This is a genomic window from Hartmannibacter diazotrophicus (genome assembly GCF_900231165.1).
Taxonomy (GTDB): domain Bacteria; phylum Pseudomonadota; class Alphaproteobacteria; order Rhizobiales; family Pleomorphomonadaceae; genus Hartmannibacter; species Hartmannibacter diazotrophicus.
The window spans coordinates 3,799,703-3,823,247 of record NZ_LT960614.1 but is presented as its reverse complement, the minus strand read 5'-3'; the positions used below and the strand labels follow the sequence as shown (position 1 = coordinate 3,823,247).

Below are 23,545 nucleotides of genomic sequence, written 5' to 3'. Positions count from 1 at the left end.
GTGGCCGGTGCGTGCCGACAAGAAAACAAGCTTGCCGTTGCCGGTTGTCGCCGTTCCACCCAGATCTTGGGAGGATCAGTCATGTGTCATGTCTTTGCCAGCCAGTCGCCGGCAAGCTATGCCTTCGAGACGCGGTCGATGCGTCTCAATGGCCAGAGCACCAGCATCCGGCTGGAGAGTATCTTCTGGCAGGTGCTGGAGCGGATCGCGACGGAGCAGGGGTTCACCTTGCCGAAGTTCATTTCGACGCTTCACTCCGAGATCCTGGAGATTCGCGGCGAAGCGCCGAATTTCACCTCGCATCTGCGATGCATCTGTCTCGTCTTCCTGGAGAGCGAACTGCACGTCCCCGACACCGCTGAGGCGAGGAAGACGCAGTGCAATGGCGCCCCTGCAGCGCTCGACGCGGTGGCGCGCCAGAACATGCTTTGAGGCGGCAAAGCCGGCCTCGCCGGCGGCCAGGTTGTGACTTTCGGTTGCCGTAGTATCCAGATAACACATGCGTTGTGCAGGCTTTTGCTAGTCTTTCCAAACTGCGGCGATGGGGCCGCAGGGAAGAGAGGCAAGGATGGCAAAAGCGGTGCATTCCATGGTCCGTGTGCTCGACGAGGCACGGTCCGTGAATTTCTATACCCAAGCGTTCGGGCTGGCGATTTCCGATCGTCTCGACTTTGACGACTTCACCCTCATCTACATGAAGAATGCCGAAGCCGACTTCGAAGTCGAGCTGACGGTCAACAAGGGCCGCACCGAGCCCTATGCGCTGGGCGATGGCTACGGCCATATCGCTTTCGTGGTCGATGATCTCGACGCCGAGCACGCCCGCTTCACCGACCTTGGCTTTTCTCCCCGCAAGATCGTCGAATTCAACCGCGACGGCGGCCTTCTGGCGCGCTTCTTCTTTGTCGAAGATCCCGACGGCTACAAGATCGAGGTTTTGCAGCGGCACGGCCGCTTCCGCTGACGGAGAGGCGCGCCCGTCCGCCGGCGGCGCGCACTCCAACTTTTACGAAGACCGGACATCAGATCCGGCTCGAAAAAAAAACACGATGGAGGAAACAACCATGCAGCATACGGTCTATGACGCGGCCAAGCGCCGCCGTCCGCCGTCCGGCCTGTCGCGCCGCGAGGTTCTGACGCGCGGATCCGGCACCGCAATCGGCATTGCCATCACGGTGACGTCGGCCTCGACCCTCATCAACGCCGCCGAAGCCTGGGGCATGGAGACCAAGGCGCTTGCGCCCGAGACCATGCGCACGCTCATCCTGCTTGCCCGCGACATCTATCCGCACGACAAGATCGCCGACCGCTTCTATGCGATCGCGGTCAAGGGACACGACGAGAAGGCGGCGGGCGACCCGGAATACAAGGCCCTGATCGAGGACGGCGTCGCCGGGCTCGACAAGGCGGCCGGCAGCGGCGGCTATGTCGGCGTCGGCTGGGAGGAAGACCGGGTCAAGCTCCTGATGCCGATCGAGGAGAGCCCCTTCTTCCAGACCGTGCGCGGCGGCCTCGTCGTCGGTCTCTACAATCAGCAGGAGATCTGGCCGGTCTTCGGCTACGAGGGCGAATCCTACTCCAAGGGCGGCTACATCCAGCGCGGATTCGACGACATCGACTGGCTCTGACAAGGGCCTGCGCAAGGGGCGGACTCCGTCCGCAAGTTCAAACGATTTAGCTGGCGTTGACGCGCACGAGCAGGGCGACCCGAAAGAAACGCTCCCGTGCCGCGCCCCCGGGCAAGCGCCGCAAGACAAAGACATTCAGGAGGAAACCCATGGCTGCTCCCTATGCTCTCGACGACGACAGCGTCGTCGTCATCATCGGCTCGGGCGCCGGCGGCGGAACGCTCGGCAACGAACTGGCCCAGAAGGGGATCGACGTGGTCGTCCTCGAAGCGGGCTCCCGGCACGAATACGACGACTTCATCAACGACGAGTGGGCCAGCTTCGGCCAGCTTGCCTGGACGGACATGCGCACGACGTCCGGTTCGTGGCGGGTGCACCGCGACTTTCCGAACCTGCCGGCGTGGATCGTCAAGGCGGTCGGCGGCTCCACCACCCACTGGGCCGGTGCCTCGTTGCGCTTCCAGGAGCACGAGTTCAAGACGCTCTCGACCTACGGCAAGCTCGACGGCGCGAACCTGCTCGACTGGCCGATCACCCTTGCCGACCTTGAGCCCTACTACGCCAAGGCCGAGGACAAGATGGGTGTGACCCGCACCAACGATCTGCCCGGCCTTCCCGGCAACAACAACTTCAAGATCATGAAGGCGGGTGCCGACAAGCTCGGCTACAAGGAATGCAACACCGGCCACATGGCGATCAATTCCGTTCAGCGCGACGACCGCAACTCCTGCCAGCAGACCGGCTTCTGCTTCCAGGGCTGCAAGTGGGGCGCCAAGTGGTCGACGCTCTACACGGAAATCCCGAAAGGGGAGGCGACCGGCCACATGGAGGTCCGTCCTGGCTCGATGGTGCTCCGGATCGAGCATGACAAGTCGGGCAAGGTGACCGGCGTGCTCTACGCCGACAAGGACGGCAATCACCAGTTCCAGAAGGCGAGGGCGGTCGCGGTCGCCGGCAACTCGATCGAAAGCCCGCGGCTCCTGCTCAATTCGGAATCCTCCATGTTCCCGGACGGGCTGGCCAATTCTTCCGGGCAGGTGGGGCGCAACTACATGCGCCACATGACCGGCTCGGTCTACGGGGTGTTCGAGAACCCGGTGCACATGTATCGCGGCACGACCATGGCCGGCATCGTGCGCGACGAGGCGAAGAACGATCCCTCGCGCGGCTTCGTCGGCGGCTACGAGATGGAGACGCTGTCTCTGGGCGTGCCCTTCATGGCGGCCTTCCTCAACCCCGGCGCATGGGGCCGCAGCTTCACCTCGGCCATGGACGGCTATGTCAACATGGCCGGCATGTGGCTCGTCGGCGAGGACATGCCGCGCGAGGAGAACCGGGTGACGCTCGATGCGAACGCCAAGGACCAGTACGGCCTGCCGGTGGCCAGCGTCCACTTCGACGACCATCCGAACGACGTCGCCATGCGCGAGCACGCCTACCGCCAAGGCGCGGCGCTCTACGACGCGGTCGGGGCCGTTCGCACTTTCCCGACGCCGCCCTATCCCTCCACCCACAATCTCGGCACCAACCGGATGAGCGAGAAGGCGGAAGACGGCGTCGTGAACAAGCATGGCCAGACCCACGACATCAAGAATCTCTTCGTGTCGGACGGCAGCCAGTTCACCACCGGCGGGGCGGAGAACCCGACGCTGACCATCGTCAGCCTCGCCATCCGCCAGGCCGACTATATCGCCGAGCAGATGCGCACGGGCGCGCTCTGAGGCCATCGCACGCGCCTTCTCGGCTCTAGGATCGGGGCGCTGACACGGCACCCCGATCCGGCGGGCAAGGCCTTCCGGCCGGCGTCAGCGAACCGACCACAACGAAAAAGGCCGCCGGGATGACCGGCGGCCTTTTGCCATTGATGCGTTTGCGGGGATTGCTACTGCGGGATCGAACGGGGATCCCGTCCGTCAGGCGATCTCGCGGACGTCGTCGTTTTCGCGCAGCACGTAGCCGCGGCCCCAGACGGTTTCGATGTAGTTCTTGCCGTCGGTGGCGTTCGCCAGCTTCTTGCGCAGCTTGCAGATGAAGACGTCGATAATCTTCAGTTCCGGCTCGTCCATGCCGCCGTAGAGATGGTTCAGGAACATCTCCTTGGTGAGGGTCGTGCCCTTGCGGAGCGAAAGAAGCTCCAGCATCTGGTATTCCTTGCCGGTCAGATGCACGCGGTTGCCGTTCACTTCCACCGTCTTGGTATCGAGGTTGACGATAAGATCGCCGGTGACGATGACGGATTGCGCATGGCCCTTGGAACGGCGGACGATGGCGTGGATGCGGGCGACCAGTTCATCCTTGTGGAAAGGCTTGGTCATGTAGTCGTCGGCGCCGAAGCCGAGACCGCGAACCTTGTCCTCGATGTTTCCAAGTCCGGACAGGATCAGAATGGGGGTCTTGATCTTGGAGACGCGCAAGGTGCGCAACACCTCGTAACCCGACATGTCGGGGAGGTTCAGATCAAGAAGAATGATGTCGTAGTCGTACAGTTTACCGAGGTCTATGCCTTCTTCACCAAGATCGGTGGTGTAGACGTTGAAGCTCTCGGACTTCAGCATGAGCTCGATGCTCTGTGCGGTCGCGCTGTCGTCCTCGATCAGCAAAACTCGCATGCTCAATCCCCTTATCAATCGAACCGGATCGCTGCTTCCTGCGGCGCATCCGGCTCTGGCTTCAGCAGGCCTGTGGATGTCAGACCTCAGGTTACGGGCTAGTGGTTAACAATTAACCAATTCTGATTCACGGACACAAGAGGCGAGTGATTTCTATCGAGAAAATTCCTACAGAGTCCTCGAATCTCTACAGGAATCGCGATTCAAAAACATTGTGAATCGACTTTAAGAAATGCCTCTAACCGACTCTTGAGACTCATGCCTTTCCGCTTATCCACATCCATTCCCGCAGCCGACCAGCCCCGTCGCCAGTCGCGACTGTCAAGCATTAACTGAAGAGGTAAATGGAGCGTAAACTCGGGTAAGAATCACAAAAGAATTATTACCGACGCGAATCACGGAGGGCGAAGTCGTTATGGAACGCCTCATCGCCGAACTCAAACGAATCCCTCTGCTGGAGATCTATGGACGGGTAGCCGCCGTCCAGGGGCTCCTCGTGGAGGTCGCCGGTCCCATCCAGGAGATGAGCGTCGGCACGCGCCTGATGGTCTCCGGCTTCGGCGGCGCGCAGGTACCGATGGAGGTGGTCGGCTTCGGCGAGGGCCGGGCGCTCTGTCTTCCCTATGGACCGCTGGAGGGCGTGCGCCTCGGCGCCAAGGCGGCGATCGTGTCGATGGCCTCAACGACACGGCCGGCCGACGGCTGGCTTGGCCGGGTGGTCAATGCCCTCGGCGAGCCCATCGACGGCAAGGGCCCGTTGCCGATGGGCCCCGACGAGCGGCTGTTGCGCTCCAATCCTCCGCCGGCCAACGAGCGCACCCGCGTCGGCGCGCCGATCGATCTCGGCGTGCGCGCGCTCAACACTTTCGCCACCTGCTGCCGCGGCCAGCGCATGGGCATCTTCGCCGGCTCCGGTGTCGGCAAGTCGGTGCTTCTCTCCATGCTGGCGCGCAACACGGCCTGCGACGTCGCCGTCATCGGCCTCATCGGCGAGCGCGGACGCGAGGTGCAGGAGTTCATCGAGGACGATCTCGGCGAGGAGGGCCTTGCCCGCTCGGTCGTCGTCGTGGCCACGTCCGACGAATCCGTGCTGATGCGCCGGCAGGCGGCCTATCTGACCATGACGGTCGCCGAGCATTTCCGCGACGAGGGCAAGGATGTCCTGTGTCTCATGGATAGTGTGACACGCTTTGCCATGGCCCAGCGCGAGATCGGCCTTGCCGCCGGCGAGCCGCCGACGTCCAAGGGCTATACGCCAACGGTCTTCACCGAGCTGCCGCGTCTTCTGGAACGCGCCGGGCCCGGCCGGGCCGGGGCCGGCTCCATCACCGGCCTCTTCACGGTGCTCGTGGAAGGCGACAATCATAATGAGCCGATTGCCGACGCCGTGCGCGGCATTCTCGACGGTCATATCGTGATGGAGCGGGCGATCGCCGAGCGTGGGCGCTATCCGGCGGTCAATATCCTGAAATCGGTCTCGCGGACCATGCCGGGCTGCGTCGAACCGGAATGGCGCGATCTCCTGCGCGAGGTGAAGCGCCTGATGGCGACCTATGGCGACATGGAGGAACTCATCCGGCTCGGCGCCTATCGCAAGGGCACCAACCCGGAAGTGGACATGGCCATGGCGCTCAACGACCCGGTCGAGGCCTTCCTGAGACAGGGAAAGGGAGAATGCACGCGAAGGTTCGATGGTTATCACGCACTTGCGAACCTTTTGGAAACCGCTACCGGGTTAAGGTTAGGACCAGATGCAGATGGGACGGCTGCCTGACCCCTTTTTCCCGCGGGAAGAGGCGGGGTTTGGGCTGCGCCGGACCGAGGGTGCGGTATCTGGAGTGAGGCTCAATGAAGGCGCGAAACAGTTTGATCCGGCTCAGGCGATTCCAGGTCGACGAGAAACGTCGACAGCTGGCGCAAATCGAAACCATGATCGCCGAGTTCCGGCGCATGGCCACCGAACTGGACGAACAGATCGTCGCCGAGCAGAACCGGACCGGCATCACGGACATCACGCATTTCGCCTATTCGACCTTTGCCAAGGCGGCGATGCAGCGGCGCGACAACCTCAACGCCTCCGCCGATGACCTCAAGGGCCAGCACGAGGCGGCGCAGGACGCGCTCGCCGAGGCCGTGGAGGAGCTGAAGAAGATCGAGCTCATGGAGGAGCGCGATCAGGAGCGCAGCCGCCATGCAGCCGAGATGCTCGACCAGGAGCAGATGGACGAGATCGCGGCCCAGCGCGCCATGCGCTGAGGAAGGGACCGGCCACGGCGCGGAGCCTGCCCGCGGCCTGTCTTTCTCCGCTGGGCGCTGTGGGACGGTCCGCGCGGGCCATCCATCGTTCATCTCAGCCGGGATCTCATTCCTGCGAAACCATTGAAAGCCGGGACGCCGCCTTCGGTCCCGGCTTTTTTGCGTCGATTTCTTCCTCCGGTCAGTTACCGCCGTGGTGTCAATGTCCTGATCGAGCGTCTCAATCGCTGTCGCACCACTGCCACCATCCGTGCATAGTCTTGGCCGATCAACCAAAAGGCGGCGCCATACCGAACCGCCCAACGATCCGGGAGACATCTCATGCCGCAGCACGGAACCGTCGTGTGGACCGAACTGGAAACCTGGGACGTCGATGCGGCCAAGGACTTCTATGCGGATACCCTCGGCTGGACCTACCAGTCGATGCCGATGGAAGACCCGGACGGCGGCATCTACTGGATCATCATGTCGGGCGAGACCCGCGTCGGCGGGCTCTATCAGCTGCAGAGCCCGCAGTTCGACGGCATTCCCGCGCACTGGTTCACCTTCATCGAGGTCGACGACATCGACGCCCGGCTCGCCCTGGTCGAGGCGGCGGGCGGCGAGATCAAGCGGCCGGCCTTCGACGTGCCCGGCGTCGGGCGCATCGCCATCGTCAAGGACGCTTCGGGCGCGGTTGTCGGCTGGGTCACCTCGTCGGAGGGCTGATCTGCCGGGCCCGATCAGCGGAATTTGATCCGCGTTGGACCACGCATTCCTGAGCGGATGTGCTAGAGAATTTCGGCTATCCTCGTCCAAGGGTCTCTTGGAACACGGACTTTTTTGCGATTGCGGCAGTCTTTCCCGGTCCTTGGCTGCGGACCGGAGAGAGGGTGCCGGCGCTCGGTTCGCGCTTTGCCGGAGTTCGCAGGCTTGCGTCATGCCCGTCTTCAGACATGGTTGCGGTCCATCGGCCGCGCGCCGCTCACCAGGGCGCTCGCGGTGTCTTTCGCCGTCGCGCTGGTCGTGTCCGCCGGTGTCCACATGAAGGTCCGTCCGCGCGGGCCGGTGCTCGACAGAGCCGGCTTTGCGAAGGTCAACGGCATCAAGATGTATTATGCCGTCTACGGCCACGGCAGCCCGATCCTGCTGCTGCACGGCGGACTTTCCAGTTCCAAGGCGTTTTCCGGCGAGATCGCGACGCTCGCCCGCGACCATACGGTCATCCTTGCCGACAGCCGGGGGCAGGGGCAGTCGACGCGCACGCGCAAGCCGATCACCTATGACCTGATGGCGAGCGACACGCTGGCACTCCTCGACACGCTCGGCTTCCGGAAGGTCGCGCTGGTCGGCTGGAGCGACGGCGGCATCATCGGTCTGGACATCGCCATCCATCACCCCGAACGCCTGACGGCGCTCTTCGCGCAGGCCGCCAACGCGACGCCCGAAGGCGTCATGGCCAACCGGCGCGCGGCGAAGGAGGGCAAGCCCGTTCCGGAACTTCGCCACTATCACAAGGTCGCGCACGAGATCGAGGCGCTCTGGGCCAACGAACCGAATTTCACCGACGCCGAACTCGGTTCGATCCATGTGCCGACGGCCATCGTCATCGGCGCCAACGACCGGGTGATCTCGCATCGCCACACGCGGCATCTGGCCGAAACGATCCCGGACGCCCGGTTGATCGTCATGCCGGACGCGGGTCATTCAGCGCCGATGGAAAATCCCGAGATCTACTCCGCGACCGTTCTCGATTTCCTGGACAGCCTGTCCGGCGCGCCGGGCAACAAGGTGGCGTCGGCCCGAAGCTGACGGGCCATGGCTCAGTCCTGCGGTCTCAGCGCGTGGGCGGCGAGCGTTTCGTAATAGGGACGTGCCGCGTCGGCGATGGCGCGCAGGTGATCCGGCAGGGCGCTCGCGTCGATCCCCTCGCGGGGCGGGCCGAAGCCGGTGGAGGCTTCCACCGCGTGATACCAGTGCGGCGCCCAGATGCCGTCGGTGTCGCGCCGGCCGGGTTCCCACGACAGCATGGCCGGATCGAAGGGAATGCCGACGCCTGTGCAAAGCAGCGCCAGGGTCTTCGCCGGGTCCTTCAGGACATCATTGCCCTCGATGACCGGCGGCGCCTTGCCGAGCCTGTCGGCGACACGGTCGAAGATCTCGGCCTGCTGGCGGAAGCCGATTTCCTCCAGACTGACCTCCTCGCGCTTCTGGACATAGGAGGCGAGCACATCCTCCGGCCTGCGGATCAGGAAGGCGTTCTGGACCCTTTGCGTCCACGCCAGGTCGATGCCGGGCAGCATGTGGTGGGTCATGTGCTTCTGGTAGAAGACGGTCTTGCCGGCCGGCAGCGGTCCCATCAGGTCGGCGATGACTGCGTCCGGATCGGTCTTCTGGGAGGCGAGGATCTCCTCGCGCATCGGGTGGACGATGCCGGTCCGCTCCAGGTAGAGCGCATAGAAGGGCTCGTCGACCACGTGGCAGTCGGTCCTTGCGCCGAAGGAGCGCATCATCGCGGTGGAGATGTTGCGCGGACCCGACCACATGGCGATGCGGACGGCGGTGTCGGCGGGGGCGGTCATCGGCGGGCCTTTCCGTGTTCTTTCGTCCTGTCTTGGCAGAGCGGCGGCAGGCTTCGCAAGCAGTTTTCCACCCGCTCTCAGAAACCTCTTGCGGTGCAGCACGATCCGCGAAATCAATGGGCCCGAATTGATTGACGCCCCATCGAAGAGGGATGCTGGACATGCGGCTCAAGGACAAGGTTGCCATCATCACAGGCGCCGCGCAGGGCATCGGCCTTGCCTGCGCGGAGCGCTTTCTCGCCGAAGGCGCCAAGGTGATGATGTCGGACATCAACGAGGAGAAGCTGAAGGCGGCCGCGGCCACCCTCGACACCGCGTCCTTTGCCGCCGACGCGGGCCTCAAGGCGGACGCCGATGCCCTGATCGCGCGCACCGTCGAGGTCTTCGGCCGGGTCGACATCCTCGTCAACAACGCCGGCATCACCAGCGCCAACGAATTCCTCGACGTCAAGGAAGAGGACTTCGACCGCGTGATCCGGGTGAACCTCAAGTCGCAGTTTCTCTGCGGTCAGGCGGCGGGCCGCCAGATGCGCGAGCAGGGCGAGGGCGGCACCATTATCAACATGTCGTCGGTGAACAGCATCCTCGCGATCCCCGACCAGGTGCCCTATTGCGTCTCCAAGGGCGGTATCCAGCAGCTCACCAAGGTCATGGCGATCTCGTTGGCGCCCTACGGCATCCGCGTGAACGCCATCGGCCCCGGCACGATCCTCACCGAGCTTGCCCGCGATGTCGTGCTGTCCAGCGAGGCGGCACGCAAGAAGATCCTCGCCCGCACGCCCATCGGCCGCTGCGGCGAGCCGGAGGAGGTCGCCTCCTGCGCGGTGTTCCTTGCCAGCACGGATTCGTCCTATCTCACGGGTCAGACGATCTTCCCGGACGGCGGGCGCATGGCGCTCAACTATACGGTCGCGGTCGCTGACTGAGGGTCCTCGGGCTTTCAGTCGAATTCCGCCGGGTCGCACCCTTCCGACACCTGCCGGCGCAGCATCGGGCATTCGGCGACGAGCCGCCGGATTGCCGCGCTGGAGCCGGTGAGCGGGATGGCGATCGGGTTCCTCAACCGCCACAGATCGGCATCGGAGGCCAGAGACACGCGCTCGCCGTCCTGCTCGATGTCCGTGACGCCGACGTTGCCCTCCGCGTGAATGCTGACGAACTTGTCGCGGATGTAGAGGAGGGCTCTCGACTGCATGAACTGGTCGACGGGCAGGCCGCAGTAGTCGCCCTGCTCCTGAAGGTAGCCGTGCTTGGAGCGGTACATCGACATTGCCCCGCCGAAGCCATAGGGCTCGGCAAAGACCGACACCGCACCCATGGGCTGCGTTGCGGTCGGAACGAGCCCCGGCGTCATGCGGATGGCCGCGGCGGCATAGGTCGCCGGGCCGGCGCCGTCGTTGCAGGCAAGACCGTAGGCTTCACGGCCGAGCTGGATATAGGCGGCCCGGCCGAGAACCGGATGATAGCCGTAGGTCCAGCGCCCGGTACTGCCATACGCGGCGGCCGGGGGCTCGTAGGACGGCTCTTGGGCACGCGGCTGCGCGTAATCCGGCGGAGCCTGCTCGGTGACAAAAGGCTTGCCCGGAACGATGGCGGGCTGCAGCCGCCGGCTGGTTTTCGGCGTGACGGGCGCATCCTGCCAGCGCGAGGCAGGCGCCTGCGCTCTCGGCTCGGCCGGACCGTCGCTGCACATCCGATCGACACAGGCATGGTAGGCCGGATCGTCGGCACCCCTCGAATTGGCGAGGCAGCGCCAGACGCAGCGCTGGACCTCCATCGGATCGTCTTCGGCATGGGCCGGAACCGAAATCGCACCGAGAATTGCCAGAACAAGCACGATGATCCGCATGGATTGCCCACCCCGCTGAAAGTCCCCGCCATATTTCGGCAGGTCGGGCGAGACTTGGCAACGGCCAAATCTCCCGTTGTCCTGAGCATGGACGGCCATGACCGCTTTCCGGCGCTCCGCGGTGGCGTTCTGATCGCGCGTTCTTCCCGTGATCGTGAAAATCTGTGAATCTGGCTCGCCCGTTCAATCGGCTATGGTGCAGGCTCGTTGATGGAATTTCGAACAACTGGGGTTTTCATGCACTTGCCGCGACCGTGGCGCGACCGCGCTGGCCGTTTCTCCTGGCTCAAAGCCATTGTCTTCGCGGCGACGCTGGTGCCTGCGGTGCTGCTGGCGGTTGCGCTGTGGCGCAGCTTCGGGCCGGGGGGCGGAACGGTGGCCGGTGTCGGCGGTCCTGCCTTGCCGGGGCCGGCGCTCCTGGGACCGGCCCTGCCGGGGCCTGCTTTGCCTGGACCCGCGTTGCCCGGTCCCGCCGTCGGAGGGCCGGGGCTCGATCCTTTCCTCGGCGCGCTCGGGCCCAGGCCCTACACGGAGGCGATCCACATCGCTGGCGACTGGACCATCCGCTTCCTGCTCCTGACGCTGACGGTGACGCCGCTGCGCCGCTTCGGGCGCTGGTCGAAGCTTCTGAGCGTCCGGCGCATGCTCGGCCTTGCGACGCTCTTCTACGTCCTCGTCCACCTCGGCCTCTATATCGCCGACCAGAATTTCAATCTCGTCAATGTGGCGAGCGAGATCGTCAAGCGGATCTATCTGACCATCGGCATCATCGCGATCTTCGGGCTCGCCGCGCTCGGCGTCACCTCGACAGACGGCATGATCCGGCGCATGGGGCGGAACTGGACGCGGCTGCACAGCCTCATCTATCCGATCGCGGCGCTGGGCCTCGTTCATTATTTCATGCAGGTGAAGATCGATGCCAGCATACCGGCCTTCTATGCCGGACTGTTCCTCTTCCTGATGGGCTTGCGGCTTGCGCTCAAGCTCGGGCTTCCGGCCACATTGCCGACCGCGCTGCTTGTCGCGGTGCTCTCCGGGCCGGCGACGGCACTCGCCGAGGCACTCTGGTATGCGGCGGCGACGGGCGTCGATCCCTGGCGGGTGCTCGCCGCCAACCTCGATCCCTCGGTCGGCCTCAGGCCCTCGGCCTGGGTGGTGATCTACGCAATTTCCGGCTCGCTTGGCGCCGGCGCGCTGTCATACTGGTTCGGACGGCAACAGGGGCCGCGCGGGCGCGCACGACCGGCGATGGCGGCAGGCTGACGGAGCCCGCCGCCGTCTTCCTTACGTGTTGAACTTGAACAGCATCACGTCGCCGTCGTGGACGACGTATTCCTTGCCTTCGTCGCGGGCCTTGCCGGCTTCCTTGGCGCCGACTTCCCCGAGCGTGACGAAATCGTCATAGGCGATCGTCTGGGCGCGGATGAAGCCGCGCTCGAAGTCGGTGTGGATGACGCCGGCGGCCTGCGGGGCCTTGGTGCCCTGCGTGATCGTCCAGGCACGGGCTTCCTTCGGACCTGCCGTGAAATAGGTGATGAGACCGAGCAGGTGGTAACCGGCGCGGATCAGCCGGTCGAGGCCAGGCTCCTCCAGCCCGATCGCCTCCATGTATTCGGCCTGTTCCTCGGCCGGCAGCTGGGCGATTTCCGCCTCGATGGCCGCCGAGATCACCACGGCCTCGGCGCCTTCGGCCTTCGCCTTCTCGAAAACGCGGGCCGAATGCGCGTTGCCCGTCGCCGCCGATTCCTCTTCCACGTTGCAGACGTAGAGGATCGGCTTGGAGGACAGCAGGTTCAGCATTTCGAAGGCCTTTTCCTGGCCCTTCGGCACGTCGTAGAGGCGGGCGGGCTTGCCCTCCTGCAAGAGCGCCAGCGCGCCGTCCATCAGCTCGACCTGCTCCTTGGCTTCCTTGTCGCCGCCCTGCGCGCGCTTGCGCAGCGGCAACACGCGGCGTTCCAGGCTCTCAAGATCGGCGAGCATCAGCTCGGTCTCGATGGTTTCGGCGTCGGCGATCGGGTCGACGCGGCCTTCCACGTGGGTGATGTCGCCGTCCTCGAAGCAGCGCAGCACATGGGCGATGGCGTCGCATTCGCGGATGTTGGCGAGAAACTGGTTGCCGAGGCCTTCGCCCTTGGACGCGCCGCGCACGAGGCCGGCGATGTCGACGAAGGTGAGGCGCGTTGGCACGATGTTGGCGGACTTGGCCGCCCCCGCGATCTTCCACAGGCGCGGATCGGGCACCGCCACGTCGCCGGTGTTGGGCTCGATGGTGCAGAAGGGGTAGTTCGCCGCCTGGGCCGCCGCCGTCTTGGTCAGCGCGTTGAAGAGCGTCGATTTACCGACGTTCGGAAGCCCGACGATGCCGCACTTGAAGCCCATGGGAACTCAATCTTTCTGCTGGTTCGAAAATGTGCCGGCTTTTTGCGGCAGGGGAGGCGGCAGGTCAAGAGGACGCGCGCCGCGCAAAGGCAACCATTGCCGGATCAAAACCGCGGCTTGCGGCTCTTCGGCTTGTTGGCGAGAAGGCCCCGGAGAATGGAGGTCATGGAATTCTTGTCCGCCGGTTGCTGCGTTTCGGTTGAGGGTATCGATGCGGCGGAGGGCTTTGCGCCGGCATTCGCCTTTGCCTTCGGCGCCTTGGCGGGTGCTGTCGCCAGATGCACCTTGCTGGCAAAGCTCTCGTCCTCGCCTTTGACCAGCAGCGCGGCGTTGTCGGAAATCGCGTCCAGAAGCGGGCCGAGCCATGTCTGGTCGGCCTTGGCGAAATCGCCGAGAACGTGGTTGTGGACCAGCGCCTTGTCGCCCGGATGGCCGATCCCCAGACGAATGCGGCGATACTCCTTGCCGAGATGGGCGTCGAGCGACTTGAGGCCGTTGTGGCCGCCATGGCCGCCGCCGGTCTTCACGCGCATCTTGCCGGAGGGAAGATCGAGCTCGTCGTGGATGACGATGATCTCCTTCAGCGGAATCTTGTGAAAGCGCGCGGCCTCGCCGACGGCGCGACCCGACTCGTTCATGTAGGTGAGCGGCTTCATGAGAAGGACGCGCTCACCGGCGATCGTGCCTTCGGAAATCTCCGCCTGGAACTTCTGCCGCCAGGGGCCGAAGCCATGGGCGTCGTGCAACCGGTCCACGGCCATGAAGCCGATGTTGTGGCGGTTGCCGGCATATTTGCCGCCGGGATTTCCAAGACCTGCGATCAGCAGCATCGGGATTGCTCCGATCCTGGGGGAGGGTTCACAAAGCAAATCGCCGCCGCGAATGGCGGCGGCGACGATGGCATGGGGAAGGTCGAGTGCCTTACTCGGCCTCGGCCTCGGCCTTGTTCTCTTCCGACTTCAGGCCGGCGGGAGCGGCGATCGTGGCGATCGTGAAGTCACGGTCGGTGATCGTCGGCTTGGCGCCCTTCGGCAGCTTCACGGCCGAGATGTGGAGCGAGTCGCCAACGTCGGCGCCGGCCAGATCCAGCTCGATGAACTCGGGGATCGCGTTGGCCGAGACTTCCATCTCGACTTCGTGGCGCACGATGTTGAGCACGCCGCCGCGCTTGATGCCCGGGCAGGTTTCCTGGTTCAGGAAGTGGACCGGAACATCGACGGTGATCTTCGATGAGGCCGAAACGCGAAGGAAGTCGACGTGGACAAGCGTGTCCTTGACCGGGTCGAGCTGGTAGTCGCGAGCGATCACGTTGATCTTCTCGCCGCCAACCTCGATCAGGGCGGTGTGGGTCAGGAAGCCGCCGCCGTGCAGGCGGAGCGTGGCGTCCTTTGCGTTGATCGCAATCGACAGGGCCGGCTGCTTGTCGCCGTAGATCACGGCCGGAATCAGTCCTTCGCGACGAAGTGCACGCGCGGCCCCCTTGCCGACCCGCTCGCGCACCGACGCAGAAAGCTCATAGGTCTGAGCCATCGGTGGTCTCCTCATAATTGAGAGAATTTCGGGAAAAATGCCGTTTTTCCAAACGACATCGCCCAGTTTCCTCCAGGGGTGTAAACCGGGTTGGCGGGCTTATAGGCGATCTTGGGTCCGATCACAATGGCAAAATGGCGGAAATCCGGGATTGAGCCCGCCGAAGACGCGGTGCCGGTGCGCTGCCTCCCGTTATTGTGACCGCTTTGCCGGGGTGGCGCCTTGACGTTGGCGCCGGCTCCTCCTAATTAGGGATCGATCGTTCCCTAATTCTGTGTCCTCCCATGTCCCTGACTGCAGACCTTGCGAAATCCGGTGCCCGCCTTCGTGGCCGGCCGCGTGAATTCGACGTCGACGCGGCGCTCGACCGGGCGATCGTGGTCTTTGCCGAGCGCGGCTATCAGGGCGCCTCCATCGCCGAGCTCAAGGCCGCGATGGGGCTTGCCTCGGGCAGCCTCTACAAGGCGTTTCCCGACAAGCTCGCGATCTTTCTCGCCGCCTTCGAGCGCTACAAGACGGTGCGCGACGGTGTGTTGCAGGCGGCCGTGGGCAAGGGCAAGACCGGGCGGGACAAGGTCCGCCGGCTGCTCTCCTACTATGCCGAGGCGTCCGTCGGCGAAAGCGGGCGGCGCGGCTGTCTCGTGGTTGCCGGCGCGACGGAACTTGCCCTGCTCAACGAAGAGGCGGCGCGGACGGTGGCCTCGGCCCTTCTGCGCAATCTTTCCTTCCTCGCCGATCTGATCCGCGAGGGGCAGGGCGATGGGTCCATCTCGCCCGCCATCGATCCGGAGCCGGTCGCGCGCACGCTTCTCAGTCTTGGACAGGGCCTTCGCGTTCTCGGCAAGACGGGCCTTCAAGACACTGACGCCGAAGCGGTTGTAGAGACCGCCATGCGCCTTCTCGACTGAACGAGAAACGTCATCCATTTCGTTCACGATTATCTGGCGGCGTCCCGGCCGCCTCCCTGGAGCATCCCATGACATCAAATGCAGCGGCGGAGCCCATCGCTCCGTCCCGTGAGGAAGGCATTTCGGCTCTCGCGTCCTTCGTCATGGCCGCCGCCTGCGGCCTGATCGCCGCCAATCTCTACTATTCGCAGCCGCTCGCCGGTCCGATCGCGGAGTCCATCGGGCTCCCCGTCGAGGCGACGGGCCTCATCGTGACGCTGGGCCAGATCGGCTACGGTGTCGGGTTGCTGCTGGTCGTGCCGCTGGCCGACCTCCTGGAAAACCGCCGGCTGATCCTCACCATGATCGGCATCGTGACGCTTTCGCTGGTGGCGGCCGGACTGTCGAGCTCGCCGGGGCCATTTCTTGCGGCCTCGCTCGCCATCGGCATGAGTTCGGTCGCGGTGCAGATGATTGTGCCCTTCGCGGCGCATCTGGCACCTGAAGCGTCGCGTGGCCGCGTCGTCGGCAACGTCATGAGCGGCCTGATGATCGGCATCATGCTGGCCCGGCCCGCGGCGAGCTTCATCGCGCGGGTCTCGTCCTGGCATGTGGTCTTCTTCGTCTCCGCCGCCGCGATGATCGGCCTTGCCACGGTGCTTGCCCGCACGTTGCCGGACCGTCATCCGGAAACGCGCCTCAGCTATGCCCGCCTCCTCGGCTCCATGGGAACGCTGGTGCGGACGCATCCGGTGCTGCGCCGCCGGGCCGGCTACCAGGCCTTCCAGTTCGCCGCCTTCAGCCTGTTCTGGACGGTGACGCCGCTTTATCTCGCCGGGCCCGCCTACGGCCTGACGCAGGCCGGGATCGCGCTTTTCGCGCTTGCGGGTGTCGCGGGTGCCATCGCCTCGCCGATCGCCGGGCGGCTTGCCGACCGGGATCTGGGGCGGCCGGCCACCGCCATGGGCCTGTTGTCCGTCGCAGTCTCCTTCCTCATCAGCCATTTCGCCGAGGAAGGTTCAGCGCTGGCGCTCGGCCTTCTCACCTTCGCGGCCATCCTGCTCGACTTCGGCGTCACGACGACGCTGGTCATCGGCCAGCGGGCGATCTATTCGCTCGGCGCGCATCTTCGGGCGCGTCTCAACGGGATCTACATGGCGACCTTCTTCACCGGCGGCGCCATCGGATCGGCCGTCGGGGCCTGGGCCTATGCCACCGGAGGCTGGATGACGGCCTCGATGCTCGGGCTGGCGCTGCCTGTCCTGGCGCTCGTCTATTTCCTCACGGAAGGGCGCGGCGACTGAGACGCAATGCCGCAACTAAGAAAAAGGCCCGGAGCGATGTCTGGGCCTTTTTTGCTGACTTGGGACGGCGATCAGTCGAAGAGGCTCGACACCGACTGCTCGTTGAAGGTCCGGTTGATGGCCTCGCCGATCAGCGGGGCGACAGAGATGGCGCGGATATTGTGGGCGTCGTTGATCGCCGTCGTCGGCTCGATGGAGTTGGTGATCACCAGTTCCTTGAGCTTCGACGAGGAGATGCGGGCGACGGCGCCGCCGGACAGCACGCCATGGGTGATGTAGGCCGTCACCGAGGTCGCGCCCTTGTCGAGCAGGGCCTCGGCGGCGTTGCAGAGCGTGCCGCCCGAATCGACGATGTCGTCGACGAGGATGCAGTCGCGTCCCTCGACCGAGCCGATGATGTTCATGACCTCCGACTCGCCCGGGCGCTCGCGGCGCTTGTCGACGATGGCGAGCGGCGAATCGATGCGCTTGGCGATGGCGCGGGCGCGCACGACGCCGCCGACGTCCGGCGAGACGATCACCGTGTTGTCAAGCTTGTAGCGCTCCTTGATGTCACGGGTCAGCACCGGCGCGGCATAGAGGTTGTCGGTCGGGATGTCGAAGAAGCCCTGGATTTGGCCGGCGTGAAGGTCCAGCGTCAGGACGCGGTCGACGCCGGCATGGGTGATCAGGTTGGCGACGAGCTTGGCCGAGATCGGCGTGCGGCCGGCGGCGCGGCGGTCCTGACGGGCATATCCGAAGTAGGGCAGCACCGCCGTGATGCGGCGGGCGGAGGAGCGGCGCAGCGCATCGACGAGGATCAGCAGCTCCATCAGGTTGTCGTTGGCCGGAAAGCTCGTCGACTGGATGACGAAGACGTCGGCGCCGCGGACATTTTCCTGGATTTCGACGAAGATTTCCTGATCGGCGAACCGGCGGACGGTGCAGCGGGTCAGGTCGGAGTCAAGGTAATCGGCAATCTGTTCGGCCAGGGCGCGGTTGGAATTGCCGGAAACGAGCTTCATGCGCTTCTATCCTCGTGAAATCACTTTTTGTCCATGGAGCGGCGCATGATCAAGGCGACGTCAGGGTCCGGCGGGTGCCGGGCCGCTCTTGCAGTTGTCCAGAGCCCCCAGTCAATTGCGGCGCCTTTTATCAGCCAGTCCGCGGCCCTGTAAATATCTTCCACCCGTTATACTGAACCGGCTCGGTAAAGTTCGGATGGGCGGTCAGATTTGCTGGCCGGCACTCGGATCGAGCTGGACGGTCGTCGCCGGCGCCTGAAGATTGATCCAGGCGGCAAGCGCCTCGACGGTGCGGGCGGCGATGGCGTCGATCGTGGTGGTGGTGACGCCGGACCACGGATCGCCCGAGGCATCGCCGGAAAGCTCGAAACCGGAGATGCGGCGCAGGCGGCGGTTGCTGGTGTCGAGCACGTCCCAGACATAGGAGACGGTGGTGCCCTGGTTGTCGCCGACGGCCGAAAGCGAGCCGAGCACGCGATAGGTGGCGGTCGGATCGTTGCGGCGCACGAGCGGCAGGCCGCGGGCACGGGCCTTTTCGCCGATGGCGGCGGCAAGGCGGTCGGCCTTGTCGGCCGGCACGCCGATCAGCGGGTCGAAGCGGAACGTCGCCTGCGTGCCCTGCACGGGTGCGGCCTGCGGCTGGGTCGCCGTCGGCGGAGCAGGGATCGTCGCCCCCGCCGCGCTGCCGGCGTTGGAGGCCGAGGCGGGCTTGCGGGTCTGGCAGCCCGCGAGGAAGCCGGCGGATGCGGCGAAGCCGAGCGAGGTCAAGAGCTGGCGTCGGGTGGGCGATGCGGGCGTCGGCCGTCCTTGCGTCATCAATGCTGTCCTTGCTCCGGGCTTTCCTGATGCGTCTTGCGCATTCTCATAGACACATTCGCGGCTCTGTCCAAGCGCCGGGGGCCTCAGACCACCGGCAAATCCAGAGAAAGAGCAGAAAGTGGCTCCGGCGCGCCTTCCGTCGTCAGATAGGTGCGCCCGAGGGTCATCGCCGTTCCGGTCGCGGAATCGGCGAGAATCATGTGGGCGAAGAGGGTCATGGACGGGCGGATCGGCGCCTTGTTGCCGCGATAGAACATCGGCCAGTCCATCCAGCTCGGCGCAAAGCGGGCGCCGAGCGAATAGCCGCAGGCGTTGAACCGGTGCTGCATCAGGCCGTGCTCGTCCATCACCCTCGCATGCGCCTCGAAGACGTCGCCGAAGTCGTTGCCGGGCTGCAGGATCTCCTCCACCGCCTCCAGCGCCTCGCGGGCGGCGGCATGGAGTTCCAGATGGCGCTCCGTCGGCTTGCCGATGATGACGGTGCGCATCAGGGCCGCATGATAATGGCGCCATGTCCCGGCGAATTCGAGGGTCAGCTGGTCCTGCGCATCGAGCTTGCGCCGGCCGGCCTTGCTGCGGCAGAGCAGTGCGTCCTCGGCGGACCCGATGATGAATTCGTTGCCGGGATAGTCGCCGCCGGCCTCGAAGACGGCGCCCTGCATGGCGGCGAGGATGTGCCCTTCGTCGGCACCGGGGCCGATTTCGGCCATGCCGGCGGTGAAGGCGAGATCGGCGAGCCGTCCGGCCTCGCGGGCAAAGGCGATCTCGGCCGGCGACTTTATGACGCGCAGCGAGGGAACGATGTCCGAGGCGTCCTCAAGGTCCGCGAAGGTCTTCAGCGCGTCGTCGACGGCACGTCCGTTCTTCGCGGTCAGGCCATGGGTGTCGTATTCGATGCCGAGCCGGGCGCCGAGGAGATCGAGGCCGTCGAGGAGATCCTTGAGCTGTCCGACCGGGCTCGCCTCGCCGCGGTCGATCCACAGGCGAATGTCGTCGATGATCGAGGTCTGCCTCGCCTGCCGCAGGTCCGGCGCGCGGGTCAGGAGGACGAGGGATTTGTCCTTGGTGAAGACGAGACACTGGAAGAAGCAGAAGCCGAAGGTGTCGTAGCCGGTCAGCCAGTACATGCTCTCCTGCGCGAAGAGCAGCATGGCGTCGATCTTGCGGTCGGCCATCGCGGTTGCGAGTGCCTCCTGGCGGGCCTCGAACTCGGAGCGGTCGAAGTGAAGGGCCATGGTGTCAATCCGGTCAGTCGACGAGAGCAATGGCCGACAGGTGCCGGCCATAGTCCGCCTCGCCGCGATGGGTCATGCGGCGATAGGAATAGAAGCGCGCGGGATCGGAATAGGTGCAGAGCCTGAGGTTGACGACGGTGCCGACGCTCGCGCGGGCAAGGCGCATCTCGATATAGCCCGGCAGGTCGAACATCGCATGACCGGGCCGCTCGGAGGGAGAAAAGAAGCGGCCGTTGTCCGCATCCTGCTCCTCGAAGCGGGCGACGAACTCCGGTCCGACCTCATAGGCCGCCGCCGAAATCATCGGGCCGATGACGGCGACGATGGCGGCGCGGTCGGCCCCTTCGGTTTCCATGGTTTCAACAGCCGATTCCAGAACGCCGGTGAAAGCGCCTTTCCAGCCCGAATGGGCGGCGCCGACGACGCGGGCCTTGGGATCGGCAAAAAGGATCGGGCCGCAGTCGGCCGAGGAGGCGCCGACGGCGATGCCGGGCGTCTTCGTCACCAGCGCGTCGGCCTTCGGGTTGTCCTCGGGGCTCCAGGGCGTCGTCACCACGAGGCAGTCGGGGCTGTGAATCTGGTAAGCCGAGACGAGTTTTTGCGGCTCGACCCCGAGTTCCCGAGCGATGCGGGCGCGATTCTCTACGACCTTCTCTCGCTCATCGCTTGAGCCGAGCCCCGTATTCAGCGAGCCGTAGATGCCGTCGGAAACCCCGCCCTGCCGCGTGAAGAAGCCGTGCCGGATGCCCGGCAGGGCGGCAAGCTCTTCAGACTGCACGATCATTGCAAATCACCCTGGCGAAAAGTCGGGCGGATGTTGGCGGGGAATGTACGGCCTGTCAAAGGGCAGCGGCAGGAGCGCGGCGAAAAGATTTCCGAACGCCCGGTGCCTGCCTTTCGCGAGTGCCGGGCCGGAGGCTCAGGGCTTCGGACCCGCTGCGCAGTACCGCCCACGGTCTATTCCTTGAGCCGCCTGGCGAGGTCGTCGTAATCGCCGTCGTGCAGGTAGAAAAACTCGCGGGTGATGCGCAAGGTCGGCTTCATCGCGAAGAAGATCGAGCCGACGAGAAAGCACCAGGTGCCCGGTGTCTGATACGCCTGATAGAAGAACATCACCGAGCCCACGATGAACAGGATCGCAGCGGCAAGATCGACGCTGGTGTAGGCAAGTTCGAAGATGGCATAGGTCTTCGTGTCATTCTGGTAGCGCCGCTGGCGATCGGGGTGGAACAGTTGCATGACGCGCTCCTCATCTCGTGAAAGGCCGGTGACGACAGGTCGTTCTCGGGGGACTGCCCGGTGCGGTCAACCGCGACAGCGGGCCGGTCGGTGGCTCCGCGGCTTCAACGATCCCGGACCTGCAGCACCTTGAAGAGCGTTCCCATCTGATCGGGGCCGGCCAGACGCTCCACCGCCGCGCGGATCGTTTCCTGTGTTGCCGTGTCCTTGCAGGCGCCGAGCCGCCCCGCCCGTTCCAGAAGCCCGAGCGAGAGCAGGAAGTCGCCTTGCGTCTGGACGGGCTCGACCCTTGCGCCCGCGCCTTCCGCCGCTTTTGCCAGCGTTTCGAAGTCGACGTGGGCGGTGAGGTCGGCCTTACCCGGTTCGGTCAGCGGATCGACATAGCGATGTGCCTTCATCGCCTGCAGCGTCTCGCCGACGGCGCTTTTTGCGTGGCCGTAGTCGATGGCGAGCAGCGCGCCGCCATGGCGAGCGATGCGGCCCGCAAGGTCCGTCATGATCGCCGCGCCCGGGCGGCAGGTCTCGAAAATGCTGCCGGGAGGGGCGGCGTCCGCGCCGGGCGGAATCTCTGACGGATCGGGCAGGCCGGTGCCCAGCCCGAAGGCCAGCGTCTCGTTATCGCCCGCAAGGCCGACGACCCGCTCATGCCAGCCCTTTTCCGTCCTGACGAACTGGCGGACGGGCAGGGCGTCGAAAAATTCATTGGCGACGACGATGAGGGGGCCGTCCGGCAGGGTGGCGACGCCGTCATGCCAGATGGGATCGGCGCCGTTGAGGGTTTCCGACTGCCTTTTTTTCAGATGCGGGCTCATTTCGACCAGATGCACGGTGAGCGCCTGCCGGAAGGCGGACCTCGACCCGGCGGCCCGCAGAAGGTCGGCCATCAGCGTACCGCGACCCGGCCCGAGTTCGACGAGGGCCACGCTCGCCGGCTCGCCCATCTCGATCCAGCGCATCAGGCACCAGACGCCGACGAGTTCGCCGAACATCTGGCTCACCTCGGGTGCCGTGATGAAGTCGCCCTTTGCCCCGAAGGGATCGCGGCGCATGTAGTAGCCCTCGGCCGGATCGCCGAGGCAAAGGGCCATGTAGTCGGCCACCGACATCGGTCCGCCGGCCCGGATGAGGCCCGCGATGCGCCGCCCGAGCGCCGTCGTCATTGCGCTTCGCCCGCCTTTGCCGCGGCGTTGCTCGCGTCCGTTGCCGGGGCCCTGGGGGCCGCCAGGATGAAGGCAAGACCGATGAGGATCATCGGCACGGAGAGCACCATCCCCATGGTGATGGTGTCGAAGGCGAGGTAGCCGAGTTGCGCGTCGGGCATGCGATAGTTTTCCACGATGATGCGTGCGAGGCCGTAGCCGATGCCGAAGACGCCGGTGACGAGGCCGGGGCGGGCGAGCGCCTGCCGCTTCCAGACCAGCACCGTCAGCACCGCCATGAGCACGATACCCTCAAGGCCGGCCTCGTAGAGCTGGCTCGGATGGCGCGGCAGGTCGCCGCCATTGGGAAAGACGATCGCCCAGGGCACATCGCTGACGCGCCCGTAAAGCTCGCCGTTGATGAAGTTGGCGATACGCCCGAGACCGAGGCCAACGGGCACCGCGGCGGCGGACAGGTCGAAGAGCGTGCGGATGCGCAGGCCGTGCTTGCGGGCAAACAGCATCATCGCCACGGCGGTTCCGGCAAGGCCGCCATGGAAGGACATGCCGCCGTTCCATGTCTTCAGGATCTCGATCGGATTGGCGAGGTAGACGTCGAGGTCATAGAAGAGCACGTAGCCGATCCGCCCGCCGAGAACGACGCCGAAGGTCATCCACACCAGGAGGTCGTCGATCTCGATCTCGCCCGGACGGCTGAGGCCCGCCCAGAGCCGGTCGGTGCGCACCATCTTGCGCAGATACCACCAGCCGAAGACGAGCCCGACGATGTAGGCGAGCGCATACCAGCGCAGCGCGAAGGGGCCGAGGGAAAAGCCGCCGACATCGAACGGACCGACGGTCAGGAGATCGGGGCCGATGGCGGGAAAGGGCAGGGCAAAGAGCAATGTGCGGGCTTTCTCTGGCTCAAATGGTGGCGATCGTCCGCAGGCCATGGCGCGGTGCACGGGCCTTATAGGCCGGATCGGTGGCCGACGGAATCTCCCTTCGGTCCATCGCCTGCCATCATGTCCGAAGCGAGGCGGAAGGGCGGGGCAAGGCGCCGCCGACAATGGCGGTCCGGCGTCTTGTCCGAATAGAGCCTTGCA

General features: G+C 65.2%; 25 protein-coding genes. 12 read left to right on the top strand and 13 right to left on the bottom strand.

Features of this window, described 5'->3' with window-relative positions:
- Positions 1-81: 81 nt before the first annotated feature.
- The 4 genes from HDIA_RS17815 to HDIA_RS17800 all read left to right on the top strand — a co-directional run bounded on the left by HDIA_RS17815 (position 82) and on the right by HDIA_RS17800 (position 3,349).
- The gene (locus tag HDIA_RS17815; RefSeq protein WP_099557389.1) at positions 82-432 is read left to right on the top strand and encodes a ribbon-helix-helix domain-containing protein; all 351 of its coding nucleotides are present in this window, start codon (positions 82-84) and stop codon (positions 430-432) included.
- A gap of 136 nt (positions 433-568) precedes the next feature.
- Positions 569-964, top strand: coding sequence for a VOC family protein (locus tag HDIA_RS17810; protein ID WP_099557388.1), 396 nt, complete (start codon positions 569-571; stop codon positions 962-964).
- A 100-nt stretch (positions 965-1,064) separates the two neighbouring features.
- Positions 1,065-1,628 carry a Twin-arginine translocation pathway signal gene (locus tag HDIA_RS17805; RefSeq protein WP_099558985.1) on the top strand — a complete coding sequence of 188 codons (564 nt, stop codon included), beginning with the start codon at positions 1,065-1,067 and terminating at the stop codon, positions 1,626-1,628.
- 149 nt (positions 1,629-1,777) lie between these two features.
- A complete protein-coding gene (locus tag HDIA_RS17800; protein WP_099557387.1) occupies positions 1,778-3,349 on the top strand; it encodes a GMC family oxidoreductase in 1,572 nt (523 codons plus the stop codon).
- Positions 3,350-3,541: 192 nt separating this feature from the next.
- On the opposite strand, the gene ctrA is transcribed toward HDIA_RS17800, so the two are convergent.
- Positions 3,542-4,237 (bottom strand): response regulator transcription factor CtrA, encoded by a 696-nt coding sequence (gene ctrA, locus HDIA_RS17795; protein WP_099557386.1) that lies wholly within the window; start codon positions 4,235-4,237, stop codon positions 3,542-3,544.
- Positions 4,238-4,652: 415 nt separating this feature from the next.
- Between ctrA and fliI the strand changes: the two genes are divergently transcribed.
- The 4 genes from fliI to HDIA_RS17775 all read left to right on the top strand — a co-directional run bounded on the left by fliI (position 4,653) and on the right by HDIA_RS17775 (position 8,284).
- The gene (gene fliI, locus HDIA_RS17790; RefSeq protein WP_099557385.1) at positions 4,653-6,011 is read left to right on the top strand and encodes a flagellar protein export ATPase FliI; all 1,359 of its coding nucleotides are present in this window, start codon (positions 4,653-4,655) and stop codon (positions 6,009-6,011) included.
- 74 nt (positions 6,012-6,085) lie between these two features.
- Positions 6,086-6,493, top strand: a complete 408-nt coding sequence (gene fliJ / locus HDIA_RS17785) for a flagellar export protein FliJ (RefSeq protein ID WP_099557384.1) — start codon at positions 6,086-6,088, stop codon at positions 6,491-6,493.
- Positions 6,494-6,814: 321 nt separating this feature from the next.
- Positions 6,815-7,201 carry a VOC family protein gene (locus HDIA_RS17780; RefSeq protein WP_099557383.1) on the top strand — a complete coding sequence of 129 codons (387 nt, stop codon included), beginning with the start codon at positions 6,815-6,817 and terminating at the stop codon, positions 7,199-7,201.
- Positions 7,202-7,405: 204 nt separating this feature from the next.
- Entirely contained in the window at positions 7,406-8,284 is an 879-nt protein-coding gene (locus HDIA_RS17775; protein WP_245883942.1) for an alpha/beta fold hydrolase, read from the top strand.
- Positions 8,285-8,295: 11 nt separating this feature from the next.
- Here the strand turns inward: HDIA_RS17775 and HDIA_RS17770 are convergent, their stop codons facing one another.
- Entirely contained in the window at positions 8,296-9,054 is a 759-nt protein-coding gene (locus HDIA_RS17770; RefSeq protein WP_099557382.1) for a sulfotransferase-like domain-containing protein, read from the bottom strand.
- A 161-nt stretch (positions 9,055-9,215) separates the two neighbouring features.
- On the opposite strand from HDIA_RS17770, the gene HDIA_RS17765 reads away from it, so the two are divergent.
- On the top strand, positions 9,216-9,980 hold the full coding sequence (locus tag HDIA_RS17765; protein ID WP_099558983.1) for an SDR family NAD(P)-dependent oxidoreductase: 765 nt from the start codon (positions 9,216-9,218) through the stop codon (positions 9,978-9,980).
- A gap of 14 nt (positions 9,981-9,994) precedes the next feature.
- Here HDIA_RS17765 and HDIA_RS17760 read toward each other — a convergent pair whose 3' ends face one another.
- The gene (locus HDIA_RS17760) at positions 9,995-10,903 is read right to left on the bottom strand and encodes a hypothetical protein (protein WP_099557381.1); all 909 of its coding nucleotides are present in this window, start codon (positions 10,901-10,903) and stop codon (positions 9,995-9,997) included.
- 237 nt (positions 10,904-11,140) lie between these two features.
- Between HDIA_RS17760 and HDIA_RS17755 the strand changes: the two genes are divergently transcribed.
- A complete protein-coding gene (locus HDIA_RS17755; RefSeq protein ID WP_099557380.1) occupies positions 11,141-12,166 on the top strand; it encodes a protein-methionine-sulfoxide reductase heme-binding subunit MsrQ in 1,026 nt (341 codons plus the stop codon).
- A gap of 21 nt (positions 12,167-12,187) precedes the next feature.
- Here the strand turns inward: HDIA_RS17755 and ychF are convergent, their stop codons facing one another.
- The 3 genes from ychF to HDIA_RS17740 all read right to left on the bottom strand — a co-directional run bounded on the left by ychF (position 12,188) and on the right by HDIA_RS17740 (position 14,812).
- Complete coding sequence (ychF, locus tag HDIA_RS17750; protein WP_099557379.1) at positions 12,188-13,282, bottom strand: redox-regulated ATPase YchF; 1,095 nt, start codon at positions 13,280-13,282, stop codon at positions 12,188-12,190.
- 104 nt (positions 13,283-13,386) lie between these two features.
- Positions 13,387-14,112: an aminoacyl-tRNA hydrolase gene (pth, locus tag HDIA_RS17745; RefSeq protein ID WP_099557378.1), complete on the bottom strand. Its 726-nt coding sequence runs from the start codon at positions 14,110-14,112 to the stop codon at positions 13,387-13,389.
- 91 nt (positions 14,113-14,203) lie between these two features.
- Positions 14,204-14,812, bottom strand: a complete 609-nt coding sequence (locus HDIA_RS17740; protein WP_099557377.1) for a 50S ribosomal protein L25/general stress protein Ctc — start codon at positions 14,810-14,812, stop codon at positions 14,204-14,206.
- A gap of 284 nt (positions 14,813-15,096) precedes the next feature.
- Between HDIA_RS17740 and HDIA_RS17735 the strand changes: the two genes are divergently transcribed.
- On the top strand, positions 15,097-15,720 hold the full coding sequence (locus HDIA_RS17735) for a TetR/AcrR family transcriptional regulator (RefSeq protein ID WP_099557376.1): 624 nt from the start codon (positions 15,097-15,099) through the stop codon (positions 15,718-15,720).
- A 68-nt stretch (positions 15,721-15,788) separates the two neighbouring features.
- Positions 15,789-17,003, top strand: coding sequence for an MFS transporter (locus HDIA_RS17730; RefSeq protein WP_099557375.1), 1,215 nt, complete (start codon positions 15,789-15,791; stop codon positions 17,001-17,003).
- A gap of 71 nt (positions 17,004-17,074) precedes the next feature.
- Here HDIA_RS17730 and HDIA_RS17725 read toward each other — a convergent pair whose 3' ends face one another.
- The 7 genes from HDIA_RS17725 to lgt all read right to left on the bottom strand — a co-directional run bounded on the left by HDIA_RS17725 (position 17,075) and on the right by lgt (position 23,392).
- Positions 17,075-18,007: a ribose-phosphate pyrophosphokinase gene (locus HDIA_RS17725; RefSeq protein ID WP_099557374.1), complete on the bottom strand. Its 933-nt coding sequence runs from the start codon at positions 18,005-18,007 to the stop codon at positions 17,075-17,077.
- A 204-nt stretch (positions 18,008-18,211) separates the two neighbouring features.
- Positions 18,212-18,823 carry a hypothetical protein gene (locus tag HDIA_RS17720; protein WP_099557373.1) on the bottom strand — a complete coding sequence of 204 codons (612 nt, stop codon included), beginning with the start codon at positions 18,821-18,823 and terminating at the stop codon, positions 18,212-18,214.
- A gap of 86 nt (positions 18,824-18,909) precedes the next feature.
- A complete protein-coding gene (locus HDIA_RS17715; protein WP_099557372.1) occupies positions 18,910-20,061 on the bottom strand; it encodes a M24 family metallopeptidase in 1,152 nt (383 codons plus the stop codon).
- A gap of 13 nt (positions 20,062-20,074) precedes the next feature.
- A complete protein-coding gene (gene pgeF, locus HDIA_RS17710) occupies positions 20,075-20,845 on the bottom strand; it encodes a peptidoglycan editing factor PgeF (RefSeq protein ID WP_099557371.1) in 771 nt (256 codons plus the stop codon).
- A 173-nt stretch (positions 20,846-21,018) separates the two neighbouring features.
- Positions 21,019-21,300 carry a YrhK family protein gene (locus HDIA_RS17705; protein ID WP_099557370.1) on the bottom strand — a complete coding sequence of 94 codons (282 nt, stop codon included), beginning with the start codon at positions 21,298-21,300 and terminating at the stop codon, positions 21,019-21,021.
- Between the two features lie 104 nt (positions 21,301-21,404).
- Positions 21,405-22,460 carry a class I SAM-dependent methyltransferase gene (locus tag HDIA_RS17700; protein ID WP_099557369.1) on the bottom strand — a complete coding sequence of 352 codons (1,056 nt, stop codon included), beginning with the start codon at positions 22,458-22,460 and terminating at the stop codon, positions 21,405-21,407.
- A complete protein-coding gene (gene lgt / locus HDIA_RS17695; protein ID WP_099558982.1) occupies positions 22,457-23,392 on the bottom strand; it encodes a prolipoprotein diacylglyceryl transferase in 936 nt (311 codons plus the stop codon). Before lgt ends, HDIA_RS17700 begins: the two co-directional genes overlap by 4 nt.
- Positions 23,393-23,545: the final 153 nt, after the last annotated feature.